Origin of the sequence: Pseudomonas sp. PS01303 (assembly GCF_029959385.1) — a bacterium.
GTDB classification, from domain to species: domain Bacteria; phylum Pseudomonadota; class Gammaproteobacteria; order Pseudomonadales; family Pseudomonadaceae; genus Aquipseudomonas; species Aquipseudomonas rustica.
Genome location: NZ_JASCPK010000152.1, coordinates 1 through 14,134 on the forward strand (window position 1 = coordinate 1; position 14,134 = coordinate 14,134).

The window sequence follows — 14,134 nt, forward strand, 5'->3', positions numbered from 1 at the left end:
AGATTGCACAGAATTGTGAATAGATATGTGTAGGAGCTGCCGAAGGCTGCGATCTTTTGATGTTGTTTTTAAAACAGGATCAAAAGATCGCAGCCTTCGGCAGCTCCTACAGTTTCCGGTGTACACGCCGACAGGATCGGGGTTACCGGGCCCCGAAAAGGATCGGGGGTTAACGTGAGGCCGTGATCAGCAGGTCGCACTCTTTGAGCAGCACCTGCAACTGACGATCCTTGCCACCCAGGTTGCGCTGGGCGAAGACCATTTCGGCCATTTCCTGAATGCCCGAGGCATTCGGCAGTGGCAGATCCTGCTCGAGGATCATTTTCATGCGCGGCAGGAAGATCCATTGCAGCCATTGTTCGAAGTCCAGCGTATCGACCGAAAACGGTTCGACACTGCTCAAGGCTTCTGCCGACGGCTGCACCTCATCCCACCAGCCCTGTGTGCGCAGTTCGCGCTCGATCAGCAACAGCTGATCGGCGATTTTCGGGAAACGTGCATCCATCACAGCGAAACCTTGGCCTTCTGACGGGCCTGAGCGGCGCCGGCGGAATCGCCTTGTTTCTCACGGGACTGCGCGATCAATTCCCACAGGCTCGCCTGCAGATCCGGACGACCATTGGCCATGGTCAGGGCGCGACGGGCGAACTGCTCGGCTTGCGGTGCATCGCCTTGAGCCATGCGTACCTGCGCGAGGCGATAAAGCACTTGCGGCTCACGCGGCGCGACACGTTGCGCACGCTCGAGGCTGGAGGACGCACCGTTGAGGTCGCCACCGGCCTGTTGCTGTTGCGCAGTGGTCAGCAAGGCGAGCACCGGACCGTCCAGTTGCTCGTCAGCCGATAAACCGCCGCCGCTGCTGGCCGACGGAATCCCGCTCGGCGTCGACGGCATGTTGTAGGTGCCGGTATTGACCGGCGCCGACTCGACTGGCGCAGGGTTGTAAGGCCCCGCCGTGATACCGCCGGACGCCGGGCCCGGTACGATCGGCGAAGAGCTGATCGGCGTCGACACGGCAGCGCCGCCACCCGGAACCATCACCACCACGCCGGTATCACCCTGCGGAATGGCCTGAGTCTGGCCCTGCGCAGGACGCTTCACCGTGGTTTGACGGAAACCGCCATTGGCCGAAATGCGTTCGCTGTTGGACACCGCAGTCCCGGAATCAACCACCGGAATTGAACCACGCTGTACGGTAGAGCAGCCGCTGAGCAAAGCCACGGCGGTCACCGCTGGAATCAACCACTTGTTCACTTGAAACCCTCTTTGCTTAATTCATCCAGCCCTTGACCCAATCCATCACCGACTCGCCGGAAGCAGGCGTTTCGCTTGCGCACGCGGCGCCGGGTGGTGGTTCGCTGCCGCGAATATACGGCATCTGCACCGCGCCCGGGCAGTTGGCATCGGAGCCTTGTCCGGTGCGCGAATCCACCCACGCCTGAACGATGTTGTCCGGTTGCGGCATGTCCAGCGGCAGCGGGTCGGCCTTGCGCATGAAACTGGTCCAGACCTGCAACGCACCGGTGGCGCCGGTGAACGGCGTCTTGCCGTTATCGTCGCGACCCAACCAGACCACAGCCAGCAGATCCTGACTGAAACCGGCGAACCAGCTGTCCCGCGAATCGTTACTGGTACCGGTCTTGCCCGCCAGCGTCAGGGTTTTCGGCAAGACGTTGTAAACCGAGCTACCGGTACCTTCACGCATCACGCGCTGCATGGCGTTCTGGATCAGGTAGATCGACGCCGGATCGAAACGCTGCTCGATCTGGAACGGATAACGCTTGAGCGGTTCGCCCTCGGCGGTCAATACGCTGCGAATCCCGCGCATCGGCGTGTTGAAACCGCCGTTGGCGAGGGTCTGGTACATGGTTGCCACTTCGATCGGGGTCATGCCGCCGGCACCCAGCAACATCGACGGGAACGCCGGGAACTCACGGGTTACGCCGAGCCGCCCGAGGGTTTTCAGCACGTTCGGCACACCGACTTCCAGACCCAGACGCGAGGTCGACAGGTTGTAGGAATGCGCCAGACCTTGATAGAGGAACACCGTGCCGTGGGAGCGACGATCGTAGTTCTGCGGTTTCCACACCTGACCGTCCGCGCCTTTGACCGACAACGGGTCATCCGACAGCCAACTGGTCAGCGTGTACTTGCTCGGTTTTTCCAGCGCGGTCAGGTACACCGCCGGTTTGATCAACGAACCCACCGGCCGCACGGCATCGAGCGCGCGGTTGAAGCCTGCGTAACTGGCCTGACGGCTGCCGATCATCGCCTGCACTTCGCCGGTTTCCGGGTTGGTCACGACCATCGCCGCTTCAACATCGTCGGAGCCTTTGCGCCCGGACAGACGTTTGAAAGTGTCGTTGACCGAGGCTTCCGCCTTCATCTGCAGAATCGGGTCGAAACTGGTGAAGATCCGCAGGCCTTCTTCGGTCAAGTCTTCGTCGCGATAGTCTTCACGCAGCTGACGTTTGACCAGATCGATAAAGCCCGGGAAGGAACTGTCGGCCAGTTTGCCGCGGGTGGTCACACCCAGTGGCATTTTCTTCGCCGCTGCGACTTGCTCGGCGGTCGCCACACCTTGTTGCTCAAGCACGTCGAGCACCAGGTTACGACGCTCAAGTGCGCGTTCCGGGTTGCGACGCGGGTTGTAATAGGACGGACCTTTGACCATGCCGACCAGCAGCGCAACCTGATGCAGCTTCAGCTCGGACAATGGCTGGCCGAAGAAGAACTGGCTGGCCAGACCGAAACCGTGCACCGCACGCTGACCGTCCTGACCGACAAACACTTCGTTGAGGTAGGCCTCAAGAATTTCTTTCTTGTCGTAATGCAGCTCCAGCAGCATCGCCATCATCGCTTCGGTGAGCTTGCGGGTCAGACTGCGTTCGCTGGTCAGGTAGAAGTTTTTTACCAACTGCTGGGTCAGCGTACTGCCGCCCTGAGTCATTTTGCCGCCCGAGGTGTTGACCCAGACAGCGCGGGCAATCGACTTCGGCGACACGCCCCAGTGGCTGTAGAAATCGCGGTCTTCGACAGCCACCAGGGTTTCGAGCAGGTACGGCGGCACTTGATCAAGTTTGATCAGAATGCGGTCTTCGAGATTTTTCGGATAAATGCCGCCGATCATCAGCGGTTCAAGACGCACCACCGACAGCTTGGAACCGTTGGTCGCCGACAACTCGGCGACGTAATCGCCGGAGAAGCGCACGCGCACCGGTTGCGGTTTTTCCAGGCCTTCATAGAACTGGAAGCCACGGGTGTTCAGATCAACCGTGTTGCCGTTGACCGCAGCAGCACCGGGGCCGTTGCTCACGGCTTCGCGGCGATAGCCGAGGGCATCGAGTTCAGTGAGGAAATCGTCCTTGCTGAGCTTCTGTCCGACGAACAGCTCAAGCGGGCGCGCGTAAACCTTGGCCGGGATGGTCCAGCGCTTGCCGGAGAACTTCTCCTGCACCACGGCATCGAGGTAAACGGCGAAGCCGGCCAGCACGACAAGGCCGACCAGACTGAGTTTAATGGCCCAGCTCAACCACGGGCTAAGGCCCTTGGAAGGTGGTTTTTTCTTGGTACGGGGAGATCGAGTTCGAGTCATGGCGGCGGATTATACGCACTTTATTCATCCTCAACAGGAGCGCTCCGAGGTTTGCGTCAGGCTGGCGAGCGGCCATAATAGCCGCCTCGAATTTCCCCCCTCTCTGAAGGATCGCCCGTGAGCCAGTCACTGATCGCTGCCCTGCAAAACCCGGCCCTCTACCCGCACCCTGTCGAAGGGTTTCAGGTCATCGAAACGCACATCTCGTGGGTAATCCTCACCGGTCCGTTTGCTTATAAAGTGAAGAAGCCCGTGAATTTCGGCTTCCTCGACTTCACCGGCCTCGAATCGCGCGCGCACTTTTGCGCCGAAGAACTGCGCCTGAACCAGCGCCTGACCGATGATTTGTATCTGGAAGTGTTGCCAGTCACCGGCAGCGTCGAAGCACCGCAACTGGGCGGTGACGGCCCGGCCATCGAATACCTGCTGAAAATGCGCCAGTTCCCGCAGACCGGTTTGCTCGGCACCCTGCAAGCGAATGGCGAGCTGACCACCCAGCACATTGATGAGATGGCGCAGCAGATCGCGCACTTCCACCTCAGCGCGCCAAAAGTCCCGGCCGAACACGATGCTGGCACCCCGGAAAGCGTGATGGCGCCGGTGTCGCAAAACTTCGAACAGATCCTGCCGTTCCTCAGCGACAAAAATGACCTGCTGCAACTCGACGCGCTGAAAGCCTGGGCCGAAAGCAGCTTCGAGCGCCTCAAGCCTCTGTTCACCCAGCGCAAGGCCGACGGTTTCACCCGTGAATGTCACGGTGACATCCACCTCGGCAACGCTACTGTCATCGACGGCAAAGTGGTGATCTTCGACTGCATCGAATTCAACGAGCCTTTCCGTTTCACTGACGTCTGGGCCGACACCGGTTTCCTCGCGATGGACCTGGAAGACCGTGGCCTGAAATCCCTCGCGCGCCGCTTCATCAGCCAGTACCTGGAGCTGACCGGCGATTACCAGGGTCTGGAAGTGCTGAACTTCTATAAAGCCTACCGTGCAATGGTTCGCGCAAAAGTGGCGCTGTTCAGCATGCCGGCCGACGCGACTCCGGTGCAGCGCGCGACCACCCTGCGTCAGTACCGCAACTACGCCAACCTGGCGGAAAGTTACAGCACCATTCCTTCGCGCTTCATGGCCATCACCCACGGCGTTTCCGCTGTCGGCAAGAGCCACGTGGCCATGCGTCTGGTTGAAGCACTGGGCGCCATTCGCCTGCGTTCCGACGTTGAGCGCAAGCGTCTGTTCGGCGAGCAAACCGTTGCCAATGATGTACAGGCCGGCATTTATAGCGCCGACGCCAGCACCGCGACTTACGCGCGTCTGCATGAAATCGCTGAAGTGATCCTGCACGCCGGTTTCCCGGTGGTTATCGACGCGACTTATCTCAAGCGCGAACAACGTGACAACGCGGCGAAAATTGCTGAAGCCACTGGCACGCCGTTCCTGATCCTCGACTGCAACGCGCCGCAAGCGGTGATCGAGAGCTGGCTGGCGATTCGTCAGGCCGACAAACAGGATCCGTCCGACGCCACGCTGGCCGTGATTGAAGCACAACAAGCCAATCGTGAAGCGCTGACGCCGGAAGAAATTCTGCGCAGCAAACGCGTGCAGACCAACGAATCCGGCACCCTCGACACCGTGGTCGCACAGATCCGTCAACGCCTGCCAGGCCTGTAAGAAACTATTTCGGCCGTGAAGCCCTCGCTTGCTTCACGGCCGTCAAATAGTGGCACTATACTGGCGTCATAAAACCAACAGGTGATGTGACATGAGCCAGCCGAAACTTCTCGACACCCCGCTGTATGCCTTGCTGCATAAAGACGACATCACTGGTTTCAACAAGGAACGCCCGCAGGACGGCCCGATCGACATGGTCGGCGGCGATTTTCGCGGTCTCGATCTGCGCGAGCTGAATGCTGATGGCGTGGACTTCCGTGATGCATATTTCCGTTCTGCTGATCTGCGCGGGATTGATTTCCGTAATGCATCGCTTGAAGGGGCGAGCCTTGCTCATGCGCAGATTTCCGGGGCGTATTTCCCGGCGGAGTTGAGTGCGGACGAGATTTTGATGTCGATGAATTTTGGTACGCGTTTGCGTTATCGCACTCGCTGACATACTCATCAGTCCCTGACACAGCACATTTCCTGTAGGAGTGAGCCTGCTCGCGATAGCGGTTCAATATTCAACAAATGTGCTGTCTGGATGTTCGTCATCGCGAGCAGGCTCACTCCTACTTTTATGTGTTTTCCCCTCCTTTCTGCGTTCGCAGCCCTTTCAAGCGCCCTTTCTTAGAAGCTTTTGCGTCGAATCCGACCAAACAACCACGCTTTTCCTACTGATGGCTACACTCCTGAGAAGCTCGCCCACGCACCGTTCGGCCGTCGCAAGGAGGCTTGATGAATGATGAACTGCAACACCTGAAGAATCTTGGCAAGACGTCGGCGCAATGGCTGCATGCTGTGGGCATCCACAGCGCCTCGGACTTGCGTCGCCTGGGCGCGGTGGACGCCTACCGGGCCGTGCGTACCCGCGGGTTTCGCGCATCGAAGGTGTTGTTGTATGCGATCGAAGGCGCGCTGATGGACGTGCACTGGAACGACATTCCCGCCGAGCGCAAAGACGCGTTGAACAAACAGCTCGACGCCATCTCCGCGCGTCACAAGAACTGACCGTTATGTATTTGCTGGGGGAACAATCGGCGCCAGTGGATGCGCTGATCAATCGGCTGCAGAGTCTGCCAGCGCAATGGCTGCAAGGCCTTGAGCCGTGCAGTTTGGAGATTGAAGTCGAGGCCACTGAGGATTTGCTGGAGCGACTGCCGAATGATCAGCTGTTTCTGCTCAACGATGGCGTGATCAGCGGAAGCATCGCTGGTCGAGCCCTGTTCTATTGGCAGGAGGGCGACTTGGTCGGTCTGCAACGTGGCGAAGCCTGGATGGATTGCCGCTTGAGCAGTGACGGCGCCCTGCGTCTTCTGCCTTATCGGCGCCGTGATCTATTTCAGCATTTGTATGCAGAGCCCGCTCGGGCTGAGCAATTTCTCGAATACCTGCTGGGGCACACCGCGATACTGGCCCACGCCGTAGCAGAACTGAAGCCGCGCGAGTTTCGTAGCACCAATGGTTTCAAACGGGTCGAGGCCGGCGAAATCCTGATTCAACAAGGTGACGCCGCTGATCATGTTTTCGTGATCATCGACGGGCACGCCGAAGCGTTTGTTGATGGGCAGAAAGTCGGCGAAGTGCCCAAGGATGAAATTTTCGGCGCGATGGCGGTGTTCACCCGCGAGCCGCGCAACGCCACGGTGATCGCCCGCGAACCGAGTACCATCATGCTGATCCCCGGTGATCAATTTTTGAGCATGACCCGCAGCAATCCAAAGATCGCTCACAGCCTGATCGAGAGCATGGCGCGGCGCATCGGCCAGCTCAACAGCCGGATCACACAATTGACGTCGACCAACGGTTAACGCTCAAGCCCTTTGTTTGCGGGGCGTTCCGGCCATTTCTCAGACTAAATCAAATAAATCCGGAATCAGGTGTTGACTCGGTAATGAGAATCGCTATGATTATCACAACTGGTCGCGAGATCAGTCGATATTCTGAAAAGCCCTTGGTTCGGACTCTCAGATTATCTCCTCATCAGGCTAATCACGGTTATTTGACCCGGTTTTTACCGGGTCTTTTTTTGCCCGTGGAAAAGTCATTTGCCGAACTGTTTGCGCATTTGCTCGCAGTAATCCTGCTTCGGTGTGACAGGAGTGAACCAGACGTAATCGGCCATTGCCGTAGTCATCTCACTGCCCTGCTCTGCCAACATCAAAACCGTCGGTGCTTCAGTGGCACCCAAATCCTCGACATGCACCGGCACACCGACATCCTTGCGCGCATGCCAGGCACCGGCCAGCAACAGCGAAGGCGTCGGCGCGGCCAGCAAACGTTCAGCCATACGCCGATCACGCTGTTGCTGCACCGCCAGCATCGCCGGCATTTGAGATTCCGGAAGCAGGCCACAGTGCGAATCACTGATCTGCTCAAGCAACGTGCTTTTTACTGGGGCTGCATTACTGCGCTCACCCTTTAAAACCGGCGGGTTACGGTAGAAGGTGCGGATTTCGGCGGTGTCCAGATTCGCCGCCAGCAGCGGATACGGTTGCGTGAGCGCGAAACGAACGATCGGCCCGTAGAGACTCCAGTCCCAACCGTCCTGCCAGGCCAATGCGGCAGGAAGATCAGCAGGAGGCGTAGCGGCACGGCGCACTTGATCAACTTTCGATTGCTGCTCCGGCGTGAGCATTTCCAGCAGCAGACTGCCTTGCGGCCGTTGCTCGCCAAGTGCCTGCAATAACCAAAACTGCACCGCGTGATGATCGGCATTGTCATGTTGCTCGCCGACGATCACACGCTCAGGCTCGGCCAGTCGCATCAGCAATTGCTGCGCCGTCAGCACCTGACCGTTGCGCAGATCAAGAATTTCGCCAGCGGGCGGCGGCGCCACAGCCACATGCTGACACCCCGCCAACCACAACACCGCCAACAACCAGATTGCGCGCATGCACTCACCTCGATGAAAAACTCAGCGGGCGATGATCAGCGGATGCCCACGCTCCGGGTGCGGTTGCACCAATACTTCGAGACCGAACACCGCTTTGAGTGCGTCCGGACGCAGCACTTGCTCCGGCGTATCCAGCGCGACCGGGCGCCCGCCTTCGAGCAGCAACACCCGATCACAATAGCGCGCCGCCAGATTCAGATCATGCAGGATGACCAACACGGCGGCGCCGCGATCAGCGAACTCGCGCACGGCTTGCAACGTGGTGTGTTGATGCAGCGGATCGAGCATCGACGTCGGCTCATCCAGTAACAGCGTTTGCCCGGCTTGCCCCGGCCACAGTTGCGCCAACACCCGCGCCAGATGCACGCGCTGACGTTCGCCGCCGGACAACGCCAGATAACTGCGTCCGCTCAAATGCCCGGCATCGGCGGCTGCCAGCGCGGCAGCAATAATCTCGTCATCGCGCACTCGACCGCTTTGATAAGGCAAGCGGCCCATGCCGACCACTTCTTCAACGCGAAACGCAAAATCCAGCGTCGACACTTGCGGCAGTACGGCCAGACGTTGCGCCCGTTGCGTGCCCGTCCAGTGCGTCAGCGCCTGGCCGTCGAGTGACACCTCGCCCTCGCTCGGTTTCAATTCACCGCACAAGGCGCCGAGCAACGTACTTTTACCGGCACCATTGGGCCCGAGCACGCCAAGCACTTCACCCGGTTCAAGTTGCAGCGAAACTTCGCTGAGCACCGTTTTGCGGCCGCGATGGATGTGCAGATTGTGCGCTCGCAGCATCAGGCACGTCCTCGCAACAGCAGGTAAAGAAAGAACGGCGCACCGATAAACGCGGTGACGATACCAATCGGCAATTCCGCCGGCGCCAGCGCCAGCCGCGCCACCAGATCGGCGAGCAACAACAGGCTCGCCCCCGCCAGCACCGACGCTGGCAACAACACCCGATGATCCGGCCCCGCCAGCAAGCGCACCAGATGCGGCACTACCAGACCAACAAAACCGATCATCCCGGCCGCCGCCACCGCCGCGCCAACACCCAGCGCCGTGCAGAACACCAACTCACGCTTGAGCTTCTCGACATCGATACCCAAATGCCCGGCTTCCGACTCGCCGAGCAATAACGCATTCAACGCCCGCGCCCGACGCGGCAGCCACAAGGCAACACCGGCGCTGATGATCAGCAACGGCCACAACCGCGCGTAACTCGCACCATTGAGGCTGCCCAGATTCCAGAATGTCAGCGTGCGCAGAGTCGCGTCATCCGCCAGATAAGTGAACAGTCCAACCGCCGAACTGGCCAGTGCCGTCAGGGCAATACCCGCCAGCAGCATGGTGGCGACATTGGTCTGGCCATTACGGCGACCGAGTCGGTACACCAGCGCCGTCACACCGAGGCCGCCGAGGAACGCGCACACCGACAACAGGTAAGGCCCGAACCACTCCGGCATGCCGCCAAAAAACGAACCACCGACAATCGCGATCGCCGCGCCCAACGCCGCGCCACTGGAAACACCGACCAGCCCCGGATCCGCCAGCGGATTGCGAAACAAACCCTGCATCGCGACGCCGGACAACGCCAACACACCGCCGACCGCCAGACCAAGCAAGGTTCGCGGCAGACGAATCTGCCCGAGAATCAGCTCAGCCTGTTCCAGCCCGTCCGGCGCCAGCGGCACACCGATCAGGCGCAACGCCGCCCGCAGCGTGTCGAACAGCGGCAGGCTGACCGGCCCCAATGCCAACGATAGCCAGATCGCCAGCAAACACAGGAGGGTCAGGCCGATGAACAAGCCGCGGGGTTTGACCAGTGTGGTCATTGGCCGCTCTTGGCCGGGTAGAAACCGTCAGACAGGGTTTTCAACGCCGCCGGCAAGCGCGGGCCGAGGCCGCCGACCAACAGCGTCGGATCCAGCTCCAGCACCCGCCCGGTTTTCGCCGCGCGGCTTGAATTGAGAATCGGGTTTTCCTTGAACAACGCCGCTTTCGCCGCGTCACCGGTCAAGGCACGGTCGGCGAATACCAGGACTTCCGGATCAAGACTGGCAAGGGATTCCACCGAGAACGGTTTGTAACCGGTGTGCGTCGCGAGGTTATGCCCGCCCGCCTGTTGCAGCAGCCAGTCGGCGGCGGTGTCCTTGCCGGCGATCAACGGTTTGCCACCGGCATGGCCGAGCAAGAGCAGCACACCCGGGGCTTTCTGTTTCGACTGCGCGCCGGCAACCCGCACTTTTTGTGCGTCGAGTTGCTGTTGATAACTTGCCAGCAGTTGTTTGGCCTGAGCTTCAGCGCCGAGCAATTGACCGAGACGGGTAACGTTTTTCTCAACCGTCGGCAGATCCGGCTGCGCCGAGAACAATTCCACCTGCACCTTGGCCGCTTTGACTTGCGACAGTACCGGCGGTGGGCCCATTTCTTCGGTGCCGATCAGAATGTCCGGGCGCAAACTGAGAATGCCCTCGGCGGAAAGGCTGCGCTGATAGCCGATGCTCGGCAGCGCTTTCAAAGATTCTGGATGCTGACTGGTGGTGTCGACGCCGACCAGTTTCGACTCGCCGCCCAAGGCCGAAACCCACTCCGACAGCGCGCCGCCGGCACTCACCCAACGTTGCGGCAGATCAGCCGCTGCAGCCTGGTGGCTGACGAAAAGTCCGACACACAGCACAGCAACGCGGGTACTCAGGCGCATACACAGCTTCCTTGAACGTGGTTTTCCCGGGCATCGGGACGGCAGGCCAAGTATCCTCGGCATCTGCCAGCCGCCCTGCGGACGAAGGCCGTCATTTGATAATTGTTTGCATTTAAACGTCAAGCTCGGACATATCCGGACACGAGCGGACACTAGAGGATAGTCATGAAGTTTCTCTGCGCAGGCGCCGAGCTGGCCGAAGCGAAAAGCCGTGGTTTCGAGATCGACGGCAATAAGCTGTTCGCCGTGCGCCGCAGCGGCCAGGCCTACGTCTACCTTAATCGCTGCCCGCACCGGGGCGTGGGGCTGGAATGGCAACCCGACCAGTTTCTCGACCCGAGCAACAGCCTGATTCAGTGCGCCACCCACGGCGCACTGTTTCTGATCGAGGACGGTGAATGCGTGGCCGGGCCTTGCGCCGGGCAATCACTCACCGTCATCCCTTGCCGCGAAGACGCACAAGGCCTGTGGATCGATGTTTAACCGTTGAGCAACACGTCGAGGCGCCGGTCGATAACCATCTCTTCATGGCTCAAGCGCACGCCGTACGCCAGCACCTCGACGCCACACGCGACTGCTTCATGCAGCGCTTCGGCATACGCTGAATCAATTTCCCTGGCCGGGCGCACCGCCTCGATCCCGCTGAGATTGACGCAATACAACTGCACCGCGCGAATTCCGTCCCGCGCCAGATGCGCCAACTCACGCAGATGCTTGGCGCCGCGCTGGGTCACCGCATCCGGAAACGCTGCCACCGGCGTACCGTCGAAACCCAGCGTGACACTTTTCACTTCCACGTAAGCCGGGCCGCTCGGGTATTCGAGGCGAAAATCGATGCGACTTTTTTCCTGACCATAAGCGACTTCACGCTTCAACGCGGTAAAGCCGTTTAGCTCGGTGATGACGCCAGCTTGCAAGGCTTCCTCGACCAGGCCGTTGGCCCGCGCAGTATTCACGCAAAACAGGCGGCCTTGCGGGGTTTCGCCGATTTCCCAAGTACCGGGCAACTTGCGTTTGGGGTCATTGGAGCGGCTGAACCAGACCTGCCCGCCCTCGACCTGACAATTGAGCATCGAACCGGTGTTCGGGCAGTGAATGGTCAGCAACTCGCCGTTAACCGTTTCGATATCGGCGAGGAAACGTTTGTAACGACGGATCAGTCGCGCTTCTTCAAGCTCTGGATAAAAGCGCATCAGCCTTGCCAACTCTTCAAGCCACGCGCGATGCGTTCCACCGCTTCTTGTAGGCGAAGGAGGTTTTGCGTGTAGGCAAAACGCACATGATGACTGGCTTGATAGCGACCGAAATCCAGCCCTGGCGTAAAAGCGACGTGCTCGGTTTCGAGGAAATGTCGACAGAACGCGAAGGCATCACCGCCGAACTGGCTGATATCGGCATACAAGTAGAACGCGCCTTCAGGCTCCACGGCAATGTTGAAACCCAACTCGCGCAAGGCCGGCAACAGGAAGTCGCGACGACGGCCGAACTCGGCGCGGCGTTCTTCGAGAATGGCGATGGTGTCCGGTTCGAAACAGGCCAGCGCGGCGTACTGGGCCATGCTCGGGGCGCTGATGTAGAGGTTCTGCGCGAGTTTTTCCAACTCGCTGACTGCTGCGTCCGGCGCCACCAGCCAGCCGAGTCGCCAGCCGGTCATGCCGAAATACTTGGAGAAACTGTTCAGCACGAAAGCACTGTCATCGACTTCCAGCACGCTCGCCGCATCGGTGCCGTAGGTCAGGCCGTGGTAGATCTCGTCCACCACCAGATGCCCGTGTCTGGCCTTGATGGCTTTGGATAACCCGGCCAGCTCATCGCGGGTCAGGATGGTGCCAGTCGGATTGGCCGGTGAGGCGACCAGTGCGCCAACGCTGTCGTGATCCCAATGACGCTCGACCAGATCCGGGGTCAGTTGATAACGCACGTCAGGCCCGACCGGCACCAGTTGCGCCGCACCTTCAACCAGACGCAGGAAGTGGCGGTTGCACGGGTAACCCGGATCCGCCAACAGCCAGTGTTTCCCGGGATCGACCAGCAACGCACTGGCGAGCAGTAACGCCCCGGAACCGCCCGGCGTGATCAGAATCCGCCGTGGATCGATGTTCAAACCATAGCGCGATTGATAGAACCCGGCGATCGCCTCGCGCAGTTCAGGAATACCGCGCGCGGCGGTGTAACGGGTTTTCCCGGCGGTTAGCGCCGCCTGCCCTGCGCGAATGATCGGTTCAGCGGTGGTGAAGTCCGGCTCGCCGATCTCCAGATGGATCACGTCGTGGCCTTCCGCCTGCAACTCATTGGCCCGCGCCAGCAACGCCATGACATGAAACGGTTCGATCGCACGACTGCGCGCACTGTAGGGCTGAGCCATTGGGCCTTTCCTTCAACGGAAAAAAAGAGACGATTCTACCCATCTGCCGGAACGAGCGAGAACCCGCAGCGGTCACAGCCTCAAGAACGCTGGACTGTAACGATACGAGCGTACGCTCCAGGATTGACTAAAATCAGTGATTGAACAGGTCTCCACCACCGCCAGACACAGCTTGCCTGACTTTTACAAGCGCCACCCGCCGGGGCCTCGACATCCGGGAGTAGCGCGGGCCGAATTGATCTGGTAAGTTCGCCCGCTTGCAGCCGCAGGGCCGGCAGGTGTCGGTGATGGAGCAATCCTGCGCAATGGATTACAAGAGTAGAGGCGGTCCATTTCATGCCCACCCAAGCAAAGCAACAGCAGCAAACCACGATCAGCGGTTTCGAACCTTACGTTCCGGCGAAAGGTGAAGAGTACATGGGCGCCCCGATGCGCGCGCACTTCACCAAGGTTCTGAACAAGTGGAAACAGGAGTTGATGCAGGAAGTCGACCGCACTGTTGACCACATGAAAGACGAAGCTGCGAATTTCCCGGATCCGGCCGACCGTGCCAGCCAGGAAGAAGAGTTCGCTCTTGAGCTGCGCGCCCGCGACCGCGAGCGCAAGTTGATCAAGAAGATCGACAAGACGCTGCAACTGATCGAAGACGAAGAGTACGGCTGGTGTGATTCGTGCGGCGTCGAGATTGGTGTGAAGCGCCTCGAAGCACGCCCTACAGCCGACATGTGTGTCGACTGCAAGACCCTGGCGGAAATCAAGGAAAAGCAGGTCGGCAAGTAATCTCGACCTGAACGAAGAACGGAGCGTGCGAACGCTCCGTTTTTGTTTCTGCCTTTTGCCTTTGCCTTTGCCTTTTGTAGGAGTGAGCCTGCTCGCGATAGCGGTGGGTCAGTCAATATCGGTGTTGAATGTCACACCGCTATCGCG

General features: G+C 59.9%; 15 protein-coding genes. 6 read left to right on the forward strand and 9 right to left on the reverse strand.

Features of this window, described 5'->3' with window-relative positions:
- Positions 1-169 precede the first annotated feature (169 nt).
- The 3 genes from QMX93_RS26105 to mrcB are packed head-to-tail and all read right to left on the reverse strand — an operon-like array spanning position 170 to position 3,595.
- Complete coding sequence (locus QMX93_RS26105; protein ID WP_282358444.1) at positions 170-505, reverse strand: YqcC family protein; 336 nt, start codon at positions 503-505, stop codon at positions 170-172.
- On the reverse strand, positions 505-1,254 hold the full coding sequence (locus QMX93_RS26110; RefSeq protein ID WP_053123863.1) for a hypothetical protein: 750 nt from the start codon (positions 1,252-1,254) through the stop codon (positions 505-507). The genes QMX93_RS26105 and QMX93_RS26110 overlap by 1 nt, the downstream gene beginning before the upstream one ends.
- Before the next feature lie 16 nt (positions 1,255-1,270).
- Positions 1,271-3,595, reverse strand: coding sequence for a penicillin-binding protein 1B (gene mrcB / locus QMX93_RS26115; RefSeq protein WP_212550780.1), 2,325 nt, complete (start codon positions 3,593-3,595; stop codon positions 1,271-1,273).
- Positions 3,596-3,712: 117 nt separating this feature from the next.
- On the opposite strand from mrcB, the gene QMX93_RS26120 reads away from it, so the two are divergent.
- The 4 genes from QMX93_RS26120 (at position 3,713) to QMX93_RS26135 (ending at position 7,062) form a co-directional block, all read left to right on the forward strand.
- Positions 3,713-5,269, forward strand: coding sequence for a bifunctional aminoglycoside phosphotransferase/ATP-binding protein (locus tag QMX93_RS26120; protein ID WP_282358445.1), 1,557 nt, complete (start codon positions 3,713-3,715; stop codon positions 5,267-5,269).
- A gap of 91 nt (positions 5,270-5,360) precedes the next feature.
- Positions 5,361-5,705 (forward strand): pentapeptide repeat-containing protein, encoded by a 345-nt coding sequence (locus QMX93_RS26125; protein ID WP_053123868.1) that lies wholly within the window; start codon positions 5,361-5,363, stop codon positions 5,703-5,705.
- A gap of 284 nt (positions 5,706-5,989) precedes the next feature.
- Positions 5,990-6,262 carry a TfoX/Sxy family protein gene (locus tag QMX93_RS26130; RefSeq protein ID WP_053123870.1) on the forward strand — a complete coding sequence of 91 codons (273 nt, stop codon included), beginning with the start codon at positions 5,990-5,992 and terminating at the stop codon, positions 6,260-6,262.
- A gap of 5 nt (positions 6,263-6,267) precedes the next feature.
- Positions 6,268-7,062, forward strand: coding sequence for a cyclic nucleotide-binding domain-containing protein (locus QMX93_RS26135; RefSeq protein ID WP_282358446.1), 795 nt, complete (start codon positions 6,268-6,270; stop codon positions 7,060-7,062).
- A 233-nt stretch (positions 7,063-7,295) separates the two neighbouring features.
- Here the strand turns inward: QMX93_RS26135 and QMX93_RS26140 are convergent, their stop codons facing one another.
- From QMX93_RS26140 to QMX93_RS26155, 4 genes are read right to left on the reverse strand one after another with little or no spacing between them, the layout of a single operon-like run.
- The gene (locus tag QMX93_RS26140; protein WP_282358447.1) at positions 7,296-8,147 is read right to left on the reverse strand and encodes a ChaN family lipoprotein; all 852 of its coding nucleotides are present in this window, start codon (positions 8,145-8,147) and stop codon (positions 7,296-7,298) included.
- A 21-nt stretch (positions 8,148-8,168) separates the two neighbouring features.
- Positions 8,169-8,936 (reverse strand): heme ABC transporter ATP-binding protein, encoded by a 768-nt coding sequence (locus QMX93_RS26145; RefSeq protein ID WP_159815131.1) that lies wholly within the window; start codon positions 8,934-8,936, stop codon positions 8,169-8,171.
- Complete coding sequence (locus QMX93_RS26150) at positions 8,936-9,919, reverse strand: iron ABC transporter permease (protein WP_282358450.1); 984 nt, start codon at positions 9,917-9,919, stop codon at positions 8,936-8,938. Before QMX93_RS26150 ends, QMX93_RS26145 begins: the two co-directional genes overlap by 1 nt.
- A gap of 50 nt (positions 9,920-9,969) precedes the next feature.
- The gene (locus QMX93_RS26155; protein WP_282358448.1) at positions 9,970-10,842 is read right to left on the reverse strand and encodes an ABC transporter substrate-binding protein; all 873 of its coding nucleotides are present in this window, start codon (positions 10,840-10,842) and stop codon (positions 9,970-9,972) included.
- Positions 10,843-11,007: 165 nt separating this feature from the next.
- On the opposite strand from QMX93_RS26155, the gene QMX93_RS26160 reads away from it, so the two are divergent.
- A complete protein-coding gene (locus tag QMX93_RS26160) occupies positions 11,008-11,325 on the forward strand; it encodes a Rieske (2Fe-2S) protein (RefSeq protein ID WP_159815134.1) in 318 nt (105 codons plus the stop codon).
- Here QMX93_RS26160 and sfsA read toward each other — a convergent pair.
- Together sfsA and QMX93_RS26170 are read right to left on the reverse strand one after the other, a co-directional pair.
- Positions 11,322-12,035 (reverse strand): DNA/RNA nuclease SfsA, encoded by a 714-nt coding sequence (gene sfsA, locus QMX93_RS26165; protein ID WP_159815135.1) that lies wholly within the window; start codon positions 12,033-12,035, stop codon positions 11,322-11,324. The genes QMX93_RS26160 and sfsA overlap by 4 nt on opposite strands.
- On the reverse strand, positions 12,035-13,207 hold the full coding sequence (locus QMX93_RS26170) for a pyridoxal phosphate-dependent aminotransferase (protein WP_282358449.1): 1,173 nt from the start codon (positions 13,205-13,207) through the stop codon (positions 12,035-12,037). Before QMX93_RS26170 ends, sfsA begins: the two co-directional genes overlap by 1 nt.
- A gap of 336 nt (positions 13,208-13,543) precedes the next feature.
- On the opposite strand from QMX93_RS26170, the gene dksA reads away from it, so the two are divergent.
- The gene (gene dksA / locus QMX93_RS26175; protein WP_053123888.1) at positions 13,544-13,987 is read left to right on the forward strand and encodes an RNA polymerase-binding protein DksA; all 444 of its coding nucleotides are present in this window, start codon (positions 13,544-13,546) and stop codon (positions 13,985-13,987) included.
- Positions 13,988-14,134 lie beyond the last annotated feature (147 nt).